Genomic DNA, 13,318 nt, shown 5'->3' with positions numbered 1-13,318 from the left:
ACGCCGTGCTCCCGGCCGTGCGGGGTGAGCAGGCGGCGTATGTCATCTATACCTCTGGGTCGACGGGTGTGCCGAAGGGCGTCGTCGTGCCGCACACCGGTGTGCTCAACCTGGCTGTGCAGATCGCGCCGAAGCTGGGCCGTGTGGCGTTGCAGTTCGCGTCGTTCTCGTTCGACGCCGCGGTGATCGATCTGGCTGGTGTGCTGACGGTTGGTGGGACGTTGGTGATGGCGTCGGCGGTGGAGCGTGCGGAGCCGCGGGCGTTGGCGGCGTTGATCCGTTCGGCGGGGGTTACGGCGGCGAGTGTGGTGCCGTCGTTGTTGTCCCAGTTGGATCCGGGTGAGGTGCCTGGGGTTGGGTCGTGGATTGTCGGGTCGGAGCGGGTGAGTGGTGGGTTGGCGCGGTCGTGGTCGGTGGGGGCGCGGGTGTTCAACGCGTACGGCCCGACTGAGGTGTCCGTGCTCGCGACCACGATGGACTGTGCCGCGGATGCGGTGGGGGATCCGCCGATCGGTGGGCCGTTGGGCAATGTGCAGGTGTATGTGCTGGATGCCGTGCTGAACCCTGTCCCGGTTGGTGTGCCGGGGGAGATTTTCATCGGTGGTGTGGGTTTGGCGCGGGGGTATGTGGGTCGCCCGGAGTTGACGGCGGAACGGTTTGTCGCTGGGCCGGGCGGGTCGCGGTTGTATCGGTCTGGGGATGTTGCGCGGTGGCGTGCCGATGGAGTGTTGGAGTTCGTCGGTCGTGCCGACGATCAGGTGAAGGTGCGTGGGTTCCGGGTCGAGCCGGGCGAGGTGGAGGCCACGCTGCGGGCTGCGTCGAGTGTCGCGGATGCGGTGGTGGTGGCCGAGGACGGGCGTCTGGTGGCGTATGTGGTGCCGGCTGATGGTGCGATGTTGGTGGTGGAAGAGCTGCGGGTGTGGGTGGGGGCTCGGCTGCCGGAGTACATGGTGCCGGGAGTCTTTGTTGAGCTGGCGGTCCTGCCGCGGAACCGGAATGGGAAGGTGGATCGGAGCGCGCTGGTCGGGGTGCAGCTGCCGGTTGGAGTGGAGTTTGTGGCGCCGTCCGGGCCCGTGCAGGAGGTGCTCGCCGGGATCTGGACCACGCTGCTCGGGGTTGAGCGGATCGGTGTGCACGATGACTTCTTCTCGCTCGGTGGGCATTCGCTGCTGGCCACGCAGGTGTTGTCTCGCGTGCGGGTCGCGTTCGGGGTCGAGGTGCCCGTCGAGGCGTTGTTCGACGCGCCGACCATCGAAGGGCTGGCGGCGGCCATCGCGGACGCCGCGCCGGGGCTGACCGCGCCGCCGATTGAGACGGTCGGGCGGGACGTGCCGTTGCCGTTGTCGTTTGCACAGCAGCGGCTGTGGTTCCTGGCGCAGCTCGAGCCCGACTCGGTCGAGTACAACATGCCGATCCTGATCCCGGTGCCGGGTCACGTCGATGTGGCCGGGGCATTGCGGCGGCTGGTGGAGCGGCACGAGGTACTGCGGACGCGGCTGGTCGCCGGGGCCGACGGCGTGCCCTATCAGGTGATCGAGCCGGCCGGGCCGGTCGACCTGCCCGTCGTGGACGGGTCGGTCGAGGAGTGGCTCGCCGGGGATGCCCGGGTGCCGTTCGATCTCGCGGCGGCGCCGCCGTTGCGGGCCACGTTGCTGCGCGTCGCGCCCGGGGAGCAGGTGCTGGCGCTGGCGATGCATCACGTGATCGGGGACGAGTGGTCCGACGGCATCCTGCGCCGGGAGCTCGCCGCGCTGTACGACGGGGACGACCTGGCGCCGCTGCCGGTGCAGTACGCGGACTTCGCGGCCTGGCAGCGGCGGTGGCTCACCGGCGACGCGCTCGGCGGGCAGCTGGACTACTGGCGGCGGCGGCTCGACGGGGCGGCGGCGCTCGAACTGCCGACCGACCGGCCGCGGCCCGCGCAGCGCGACACCGCCGGCGACCTCGTGCGGTTCCGGCTCCCGGCCGAGACGGTCGAGGGGCTGCGCGCCGCGGCACGCGGGGCCGGGGCGTCCATGTACATGGCCATGCTCGGGCTCTTCACCGTGCTGCTGCACCGCTGGTCCGGTCAGGATGACATCGTCGTCGGTACGCCGGTCGCCAACCGCAACCGCGCCGAGACCGAGGGCCTGATCGGGTTCTTCGTCAACACGCTCGTGCTGCGCACCAGCGTCGCCGGGGACCCCACGTTCACGGAGCTGCTCGGGCGGGTCCGGGCCGCGAGCCTCGGGGCGTACGCGAACCAGGACGTGCCGTTCGAGCGGCTGGTCGACGAGCTGGTCACGGACCGGGACCGCTCCCGGACGCCGCTGTTCCAGGTGCTGTTCAACTACATGGCGGCCGGGGAGCTCACGGGCGAGCCGGACTCGGGTGTGCCCGGGTCGCCGGTACTGCCGATCAAGTTCGACCTGTCGCTGACGCTCGGCGAGGCCGCCGGCGGCGGGGCCGAGGGTGCGCTGCTGTACAGCACGGCGCTGTGGGACCGGGCGACGATCGAGCGGATGGTCGGCTCGCTGCTCGAGCTCGCCGCGGCCGCCGCCGGGACCGCCGGGCGGCACGTGTCGGAACTGCCCGTGCTCAGCCCGGCCGAGGAGCGGCGCATCACGGCGCGGGCTTGTGCCGGTACACCCGAAATCCCGGTCAATGGTGTGCACGTCTGGATCGCCGAACAGGCCCGGCTGCGCCCCGACGCGACGGCGGTCACGGCCGGCGGCGACGCGCTCACCTACGCCGAGCTGGAGGCGCGGGCGAACCGCCTGGCGCGGCGGCTGGTCGCGGCCGGCGTCGGGCCCGACACGGTCGTCGGGCTGTGCCTGCCCCGCGGCGCCGACATGGCGGTCGCGCCCCTCGCGGTCTGGAAGGCCGGCGGCGCCTACCTGCCGCTGGACCCGGACTACCCGGCGGAGCGGCTGGAGTACATGCTGCGCGACAGCGGCGCCACGGTGCTCGTCGGCGAAGGCCCCGCGTACGCCGGGCTCGAGGTGGTGACCCTCGACGACGCCGTGCTCGCACGGTACGACGACGGGCCGCTGGACCGTGTGCACGACCCGCGCCAGCTCGCGTACGTCATCTACACCTCCGGGTCGACCGGCCGGCCGAAGGGTGTCGCCGTGCCGCACGGCAACCTCGTGCGGCTGCTCACCGCCGCCCGCCGGTGGTTCACGTTCGGCCCGTCGGACGTGTGGACACTGTTCCACTCGTTCGCGTTCGACTTCTCCGTCTGGGAGCTGTGGGGCGCGCTCGCGCACGGCGGCCGGCTCGTCGTGGTGCCGTGGGCGGTGACCCGCGGGCCGGCCGAGTTCCTGCAGCTGGTCTCCGACGAACAGGTCACCGTGCTGAGCCAGACCCCGTCCGCGTTCGCCGCGTTCATGGCCGCCGACGAGCAGCGGCCGGGCCTGCCGCTCGCCCTGCGCTACGTCGTGTTCGGCGGCGAGGCGCTCGACCCGGGCCGCCTGGCGCCCTGGTACGCCGCCCACCCCGGGGTTGGCGCCGAAGGCCTGGGCGGCACGCCGCTGCTGGTCAACATGTACGGCATCACCGAGACGACCGTGCACGTGTCATACCTGGGACTCGACCCGGTCACCGCCGCACAGGCGCACGGCAGCGTCATCGGCGTCGGCCTGCCCGACCTGTCCGTGCACGTGCTCGACCGGTCGCTGCGTCCGGTCCCGGACGGCGTGCCGGGCGAACTGTTCGTCGGCGGCGCCGGGCTCGCCCGCGGCTACGTGGGCCGGGCCGCCCTTACCGCGGAACGGTTCGTGGCCGACCCCCTGGCCGGCGACGGATCGCGGTTGTATCGCACGGGCGACGTCGCCCGCCGGCTCGCCGACGGGGGCCTGGAGTACCTGGGCCGCGCCGACGACCAGGTGAAGATCCGCGGGTTCCGCATCGAGCCCGGCGAGATCGAGGCCGCGCTGCGCGCCCACGAGGGCGTCCGCGACGCGGTCGTGCTCGCCGCCGGCGAGCGGCTGGTCGCGTACGTGGTGCCGGCCGGAGATGAGGTGCCGGCCGTGGCGGAGCTGCGTGCACGGCTCGGAGCACGGCTGCCGGAGTACATGGTTCCGTCGGTTTTCATGGAGGTGACGTCGATGCCGATGAACCGCAACGGCAAGGTGGACCGGGCCGCGCTGCCCGCGCCCGACGGCCGGCAGCTCGCCGCCGGCGGCGACTACACGGCCCCGAACGGGCCCGTGCAGGAGCTGCTCGCCGGCGTCTGGGCCGAGCTGCTCGGCGTCGAACGTGTCGGCGCCGGCGACAACTTCTTCGCCCTCGGCGGGCATTCGCTGCTGGCGACCCAGGTGGCGTCCCGCGTGCGGGCCGTGCTCGGCGCCGAGCTGCCGGTCTCGGCGCTGTTCGACGCGCCGACCCTCGCCGGGCTCGCCGCCGTCGTCGACGGCCTGTCCCGCGGGGCGGCCGCGGCGCCGATCACGCCCGTCGACCGCGACCGGCCGCTGCCGCTGTCGTTCGCCCAGCAGCGGCTGTGGTTCCTGGCCCAGCTCGACCCCGGCTCCGCGGAGTACACCCTGCCGATGCCCATCCGGCTGCGCGGCGACGACCTGTCGCCCGAGGCGATGCGGCGCGCCCTGGAGGCGCTCGTCGCCCGCCACGAGGCGCTGCGCACCCGGCTCGTCGCCGGCGAGGACGGCGTGCCGTACCAGGTCATCGATCCGCCGGCGCCGTTCGAACTGTCCATCGTGGACCTTTCCGGCGACGACGAGCCGTTCGCCGCGGCCGACGAGTGGCTCGCCGCCGACGCGGCGACACCGTTCGACCTCGCCGCCGGGCCGGTGTTCCGGGCCAGCCTGCTGCGCCTCGCGCCCGACGAGCACGTGCTCGCGCTGGCCATGCACCACGTGGCCGGCGACGAGTGGTCGGCGCGCATCCTCGACCGTGACCTCGACGCCTTCTACGACGCGGCGTGCGCGGAGACCGAGCCGGCGCTGCCGCCGCTGCCGGTGCAGTACGCCGACTTCGCCGTCTGGCAGCGTGGCTGGCTCACCGGCGACGTCCTCGACGCACAGCTGGGCTACTGGCGCGAGCGCCTCGCCGGCCTGCCCGAGCTGGACCTGCCGACGGACCGGCCCCGCCGCCCCGTGCGCTCCACCGCCGGGGCGGTCGTCGAGTTCACCGTGCCCGACGACGTCACCGCCGGACTGCGGACATTGTCCCGGTCGGCTGGTGCATCGATGTTCATGACCGTGCTCGGCGCCTTTGAAGTGCTGCTCGGCCGGTACTGCGGGCAGGACGACATCGTCGTCGGCACCCCCGTCGCCGGGCGCAACCGGGCCGAGACCGAGGGGCTCATCGGCTTCTTCGTGAACACGCTCGTGCTGCGCACGGACCTGTCCGGCGACCCGACGTTCACGGAGCTGCTCGCCCGCGTCCGGGCCGGCACGCTCGAGGCGTACGCGAACCAGGACGTGCCGTTCGAGCAGCTCGTCGACGAGCTCGGCGCGGCCCGGGACCGCTCCCGGACCCCGCTGTTCCAGGTGCTGTTCAACTACGCGCGCATCGACGGGGCCGTGCGGGACCAGCGCGAGGAGACGCTGACCGTGCCGGCGATCTACGACCTGACCATGAACATCGGCGAGACCGAGGCGGGGCTGATCGGCTGGGTCGAGTACAGCAGCGAGCTGTTCGACGAGGCCACCGCCCGGCGCCTCATCGGGCACCTCATCACCCTGCTGCGGGCCGCGGCCGAGACGCCGCAGCTGCCCCTGTCGGAGCTGCCGATGATGACCGACGAGGAGCAGGACGGGCTCGACGACTGGGCCGACACGGTCCCGGCGAGCGTGCCGGCCGTGATCGCCGCCGCCGCGGCCGCCACCCCGGACGCCGTCGCCGTGCGGGCCGGCCACGACCGGCTCACGTTTGCGGAGCTGGACGACCGTGCGGCCCGGTTCGCGGGCCGGCTGCGCGACCGGGGCGTCGGCCCCGAGTCGGTCGTCGGCCTGCAGCTGCCGCGCGGCGTGGACCTCGTCGTGGCCATGCTCGGCGTGTGGAAGGCCGGCGGCGCCTACCTGCCGCTGGACCCGGAGTACCCGGCCGAGCGGCTCGAGTACATGATCGCCGACGCCGGCGTCCAGGTCGTGATCGACGCCGTCGACACCGGCGCCGTGCCGTTCACAGCGCCCGTGCACCCGTACCAGGCCGCCTGCGTCATCTACACGTCGGGCTCCACGGGCCGGCCGAAAGGCACGGTCGTACCGCACGATGCGCTCCTCGGCGTCTTCGACGGCTGGGCCGCGTCACACTTCACCGCCGCCGACCGCCTGTCGTGGCTGACGCTGGCCAGCGCCGGCTTCGACGTGTTCACCGGCGACCTGGTGCGCGCCCTCGCCGCCGGCGGCACCCTCGTCATCGGCGACGTCGGCGCCCAGCTCGACACCGCCGCCTGGCACGAGCTGCTCACCACCGCCCGCGTCGAGGCGTTCGAGTCCGCGCCCCGCTACGTCGACGAGCTCGTCGAGCACGTCGAGCGCACCGGACACCCCCTGCCCGACCTGCGGCTCGTCGTCGTCACCACCGACGTGTGGCGGCTCGAGTCCGCCGCCCGGGCCCGGCGCGTCCTCGGCCCGCGCACGCGGATCCTCACCGCCTACGGCGTCACCGAGGCCACCGTCGACTCCACCTACTGCGATCTGACCGACCGCGTCGGCGCGACCGGGCAGGCCCCGATCGGCGGCCCGCTGCCCGGCGTGCGCCTGCACGTGCTGAACCGCAACCTGCGGCCCGTCCCGCTCGGCGTCGCGGGCGAGCTCTACATCGGCGGCGCCGCCCTCACCCGCGGCTACCTCGACCGGCCGGCCCTGACCGGTGAACGGTTCGTCGCGGATCCCTTCACAGCCGATGGATCCCGGTTGTACCGCACGGGCGACCGCGTCCGCCGCATGCGCGGCGGCCTGGAGTTCCTCGGCCGCGCCGACGACCAGCTGAAGGTGCGCGGCTACCGGATCGAGCCCGGCGAGGTCGAGTACACCCTGACCCAGCACCCGGCGATCGACACGGCCGTCGTGGTCGCCGACGAGCTCGACCGGCTCGTGGCCTACCTGATGCCCGCGGTACCGCCGGTCGAGCAGCTGCGGGCCTTCCTCGGCGACCGGCTCCCGGCCCACCTGATCCCGGCCGTGTTCGTCGAGCTCGACGGGCTGCCGCTGACGCCCAACGGCAAGGTCGACCGGGGTGCCCTCGCCGGTCGGCGCGCCCAGGCCGGCAACGAGTTCGTGGCCCCCCGGACCGCCGTCGAGGACCTCCTGGCCGGGATCTGGGGCGAGCTGCTCGGCGTGCCGCGCGTCGGCGTGCACGACGACTTCTTCGCCCTCGGCGGGCACTCGTTGCTGGCCACCCAGGTCGTGTCCCGCGTGCGCCGTACCATCGGGGCGGAGATCCCGGTCGCCGCGGTGTTCGACGCGCCGACCGTCGCCCGGCTCGCCGCCGTCGTCGACGGGCCGCGGCCCGTTACCGTCGCGCCCGCGATCGAGCCGGCTGACCGGACGCAGCCGCTGCCGCTGTCCTTCGCCCAGCAGCGGCTGTGGTTCCTCGACCAGCTCGACCCCGGCTCGGCCGAGTACAACGCCCCCATGCCCGTGCGCTTCCGTGGCCCCCTCGACACCGAGGCCCTGCGCGCCGCCGTCGAGGCGCTCGTCGCCCGGCACGAGGTCCTGCGCACCCGGCTCGTCGCGGGCCCCGATGGTGTACCGCAGCAGGTCGTCGACCCGCCCGCGCCCGTCGCGCTGCCGCTCGTCGACCTCGCCGGCGCCGCCGACCCGCAGGCGGCCGCGGACGCCTGGCTCGACGCCGACGCCGCGACCCCCTTCGACCTCGCCGCCGAGCCGCTGTTCCGGGCCACCCTGCTGCGCCTCGGCCCCGACGAGCACGTGCTGGCCATCGCCATGCACCACGTCGTCGCCGACGAATGGTCCGAGGAGATCCTCGACCGCGAGCTCGACGCCCTCTACGACGCCGCCCGCACCGGCACCGAGCCGCGCCTGGCCCCGCTGCCGGTGCAGTACGCCGACTTCGCCGTCTGGCAGCGGCGGTGGCTCACCGGCGACGTCCTCGGCGGCCAGGTCGGGTACTGGCGCGACCGTCTCGCCGACGCCCCCGTGCTGGAGCTGCCCGCCGACCGGCCGCGGCCCGCGCAGCGCTCCAGCGCCGGCGCGTCCCTCGAGTTCGTGGTCCCGGCCGCCGTCGCCGACGGGCTGCGCGCCGCCTCCCGCGGGGCTGCTGTCTCCATGTTCATGACGGTGTTCGCCGCGTTCAACGTCCTCCTCGGGCGGTACGCCGGCCAGGATGACATCGTCGTCGGCACACCGATCGCCAACCGGAACCGGGCCGAGATCGAGGGCCTCATCGGGTTCTTCGTCAACACGCTGGTCCTGCGGACCGACCTGTCCGGCGACCCCACGTTCGCCGAGCTCCTCGGCCGTGTGCGCGCGGAGACCCTCGCCGGGTTCGCGCACCAGGACGTGCCGTTCGAGCAGCTGGTCGACGAGCTCGGCGTGGCCCGGGACCGTTCCCGGACCCCGCTGTTCCAGGTGCTGTTCAACTACGCCACCGGCAGCGGCGACCTGCCCGCCGCCCGGCCCGGCGCGGTGGCCCTGCCGGCCAAGTTCGACCTGTCGATGACCGTGTTCGAGTTCCCGGCCGGGCTGATCGGCTCCGTGCAGTACAGCACCGCACTGTTCGACGAGGCGCGGATGGCGCGGCTCATCGGCCACTTCCAGCAGCTGCTCGCCGCGGTCTCCGCCGACATCGGCCGCCACGTGTCCGACCTGCCGATCCTCACCGAGCGCGAGCAGGACGAGCTGGCCGGCTGGAACGACACCACCTCCGCGCTGCCCGCCGTGGAGACGGTCGCCGAGCTCATCGCCGACCGGGTCCGGGCCGAACCGGGCGCGGTGGCCGTGCGCTGCGGCGAGGCGACGCTGACGTACGGGGAACTGTGGCGGCGCTCGGCCGACCTCGCCGGGTACCTCCTCGGCGTCGGCGTCGGCACCGAGTCGGTCGTCGGCCTCTGCCTGGGCCGCGGCGTCGACTTCGTGACCGCCGTGCTGGCCGTGTGGCGGGCCGGCGCCGCGTACCTGCCGCTGGACCCCGACTACCCGGCCGAGCGCCTCGCGTTCATGGCCGCCGACGGCGGAGCGTCGGTCGTGCTCGCCCAGCGGGCCGTCGCGGCCGACGTCGGCATGGCCGTCACCTGGCTCGACGACCTCGACCTGCCGGCCCACCCGGGCGAGCTCCCGGCCGTCGGTGGCGCCCAGGCGGCGTACGTCATCTACACCTCCGGCTCGACCGGCGTGCCGAAGGGCGTCGTCGTTGCCCACGCCAGCCTCGTCAACCTCGTCACCGAGCTCGGCCCGGTACTCGGCGCCGAGCGCGCCGTGCTGCAGTTCGCCTCGTTCGGCTTCGACGCCGCCGTGCTGGACCTCGCGGCCGTGCTGTCCTGCGGCGGTACCCTCGTCATCGCCACCGCCGCCGACCGTGCCGAGCCCCGTGCCCTGGCCCGGCTGGTCGACGCGGCCGAGGTGCGCTCGGCGAGCGTCGTGCCGTCCCTGCTGGCCCAGCTCGACCCGGACGAGGTCGCCGGGGTGGACACCTGGGTGCTCGGCGCCGAGCGGCTCAGCGCGCAGCTCGCCGCCCGCTGGGCCGGCCGCGTCCGGCTCGTCAACACCTACGGCCCGACCGAGGCCACGGTCATGGCCACCGTCGGGCCCGCCATCACCGACGCCGAGGCGGCCCCGCCGATCGGCGCCCCGCTGGGCAACGTGCGGGTCCAGGTCCTCGACCGGCACCTCAACCCCGTCCCGGTCGGCGTGCCCGGCGAGGTGTTCATCGGCGGCGTCGGCGTCGCCCGCGGGTACGCCGGCCGCCCGGACCTGACCGCCGAACGGTTCGTGGCCGACCCGGTCGCCGCCGACGGATCGCGGTTGTACCGCTCCGGCGACGTCGCCCGCTGGCGCGCCGACGGGCAGCTGGAGTTCGTGGGCCGGGCGGACACACAGGTGAAGGTGCGCGGGTTCCGGGTCGAGCCCGGCGAGGTCGAGGCCGCCCTGCGCGCCCACGGCGGCATCCGCGACGCGGCCGTCATCGCCGGCGACGGGCGGCTCGTCGCCTATGTCGTGCCGGCCGGGGCCGAGGCGCCGACCGCCGACGTGCTGCGCGGGTGGCTCGGGGGGCGGCTGCCGCAGTACATGGTGCCGTCGGTCTTCGTCGAGCTGACCGCGCTGCCGCTCAACCGCAACGGCAAGCTCGACCGGGGCGCGCTGCCCGCGCCGGACGGGCGGCAGCTCGCCGCCGGGGGAGCGTACGTCGCGCCCGACGGCCCGGTGCAGGAGCTGCTGGCCGGGGTCTGGTCCGAGCTGCTCGGCGTCGAACGCGTCGGCGCGGGCGACGACTTCTTCTCCCTCGGCGGGCACTCGCTGCTCGCGACCCAGCTGGTGTCGCGGATCCGGGCCGTGCTCGGCGTGGAGGTGCCCGTTGCCGCGGTGTTCGACGCGCCGACCGTTGCCGGGCTCGGTTCGCTCCTGTCCACCGACTTGTTGGAGACCGGCGCGCCCGCCATCGGGCTCGCCGATCGGGGCCGGCCGCTGCCGTTGTCGTACGCCCAGCAGCGCCTGTGGTTCCTGGCCCAGCTCGAGCCGGGCTCGGCCGAGTACAACACGCCGCTCGCGATCCACCTGGGCGCCGCCGACCCCGCCGCCGTCGCCCGCGCGCTCACCGCCCTCGTGACGCGGCACGAGACCCTGCGCACCCGGCTCGTCGCCGACGCCGACGGCGTGCCGCACCAGGTCGTGGACGCGCCCGCCCCGTTCGACCTGCCCGTCGTCGACCTCACCGCCGAACCCGACCCGGCCGCCGCGGCCCGCGCCTGGCAGGCCGCCGACGCGCTCGTGCCGTTCGACCTGGCCACCGGCCCGCTGTTCCGGGCCACGCTGCTGCGCCTCGCCCCGGACGAGCACATCCTCGCGGTGGCCACCCACCACGTCGTCAGCGACGAATGGTCCGCCGGCATCCTCCGCGACGAGTTCGACGCCCTCCACGCCGACCCGGGGGCGACGCTGCGCGCGCTGCCGGTGCAGTACGCCGACTTCGCCGCCTGGCAGCGCAACTGGCTCACCGGCGCCGCCCTCGAGCACCGCCTCGCCTACTGGCGCGACCACCTCGCCGGCGCCCCGACCCTGGAGCTGCCCACCGACCACCCCCGGCCGCCGGTCCGCAGCAGCACCGGCGCCGCCCTCGAGTTCGCCATCCCGGCCGAGGTCGCCGACGGCCTGCACGCCGCGTCCGCCGCGGCCGGCGCCACCATGTTCATGACCGTGCTGTCCGCGTTCACGACGCTCCTCGGCCGGTACACGGGCCAGCGTGACATCGTCGTCGGCGCCCCGATCGCGAACCGGAACCGGGCCGAGATCGAGGGCCTCATCGGCTTCTTCGTCAACTCGCTGGTCCTGCGGACCGATCTGTCCGGCGACCCGACATTCGCCGAGCTGCTGGGCCGTGTGCGCACCGAGACCCTTTCCGGGTACGCGCACCAGGACGTCCCGTTCGAACAACTCGTCGACGCGCTCGGCGGGCCGCGCGACCGGTCCCGCACACCGCTGTTCCAGGTGCTGTTCAACTACGCCCGCCTCGACGGCGTCGCGTCCGCGCCGGTCGACGAGCCCGTTCCGGCGCCGGCCATCTACGACCTGGGTCTGGTCGTGACCGAGAGCGGCGGGGGGCTGACGGGCAGCATCGAGTACAGCACCCAGCTTTTCGAGGAATCGACGATCCGCCGGCTCATTCGCCACCTCAACGTGGTGCTGGCCGCGGTCGCCGCGGCGCCCGATGCCCGGCTGTCGAGCCTGCCGATGCTGACGGTGGCCGAGGATCGCGCCCTTCGTGCGTGGAACGCCAACGGTGTGACGGTGCCGTCGGTCGGGGGTGTGCACGAGCTGTTGCCGGCGTCGTCGTCTGCGGTGGCGGTGCGGGCCGGTGATGTGTCGTTGACGTTTGCGGAGTTGGATGCGCGGGCGGCGCGGTTCGCTGGTTGGCTTGCTGCGCAGGGTGTTGGTGCGGAGTCGGTGGTGGGTCTGCAGCTGCCGCGCGGTGTCGATCTGGTTGTGGCGATGCTGGGTGTGTGGAAGGCCGGTGCTGCCTATCTGGCGCTGGATCCGTCGTATCCGGTGGAGCGGCTGGAGTTCATGGTCGCGGATGCCGGCGTGTCGGTTGTGGTCTCTGAGGTCGAGTATGGGGATCCGTTCACGGCGACCGTGCATCCCGCACAGGCGGCTTGTGTCATCTACACATCTGGGTCCACCGGCACGCCGAAAGGCACGGTCGTGCCGCACAGTGCGCTGCTGGGAGTGTTCGCTGGTTGGTCGGCGGCACAGTTCACCGGCCATTCGTGGCTGACGCTGGCCAGCGCCAGTTTTGATGTGTTCACCGGTGATGTGGTGCGCGCCCTCGCCGCCGGGGGCACGCTCGTGATCGGTGATGTCGGCGCTCAGCTCGACACCGCCACGTGGCACGAGTTGCTCACGACGGCCCGGGTCGAGGCGTTCGAGTCCGCGCCGCGGTACGTCGATGAGCTGGTGTCCTATGTCGAGCGGACCGGTCTCGGACTGCCGGATCTGCGCCTGGTGGTGGTGACGACTGATGTGTGGCGGCTCGAGTCGGTGGCCCGGGCGCAGCGGGTGCTCGGGGTTCGTGTGCTCACGGCGTACGGGGTCACGGAGGCTTCCGTTGACTCCACGTTCTGTGAGCTGTTCGACGAGGGGGAGGGGCCGGCGCCGATCGGTGGGCCGTTGCCCGGGGTTGAGTTGCAGGTGCTGGACGCCGTGCTGCGGCCCGTGCCGTTGGGTGTCGCCGGGGAGCTGTTCCTAGGCGGGGTTGGGGTGTCCCGGGGGTATCTGGGTCAGGCCTCGCTGACGGCTTCGCGGTTTGTTGCGGCGCCTGGTGGGTCGCGGTGGTATCGGACCGGGGACCGGGTGCGGCGCACGGCCGCTGGGTTGGAGTTCCTTGGGCGGGCCGACGAGCAGATGAAGGTGCGTGGGTATCGGATTGAGCCTGGTGAGGTCGAGTTCGCGCTGACCCGGCATCCTTCGATCGACGCTGCTGTGGTTGTTGCCGATGATTTGGATCGGTTGGTGGCGTTTGTGGTGCCGGCTGTGCCGCCGGTGGAGGAGCTGCGGGCGTTTGTGGGTTCGCGGTTGCCGTCGTACATGGTCCCGGCGGTGTTTATGGGCTTGGATGTGTTGCCGTTGACGCCGAACGGGAAGGTGGATCGGGGCGCGCTGGCTGGGGTGCGGGCTGAGGTTGACGGGTTTGTGGCGCC

The 13,318-nt window shown here is 73.5% G+C and carries 1 protein-coding gene; it reads left to right on the top strand.

The window, feature by feature from the left end:
- Positions 1 to 5 precede the first annotated feature (5 nt).
- Positions 6 to 13,318, top strand: a 13,313-nt coding sequence (locus AB0B76_RS57660) for an amino acid adenylation domain-containing protein (protein WP_360394570.1), incomplete at its 3' end; no start/stop codon positions are given.

This window comes from Dactylosporangium sp. NPDC049140 (assembly GCF_040648435.1).
This window is presented reverse-complemented; position numbering and strand designations above follow the sequence as displayed.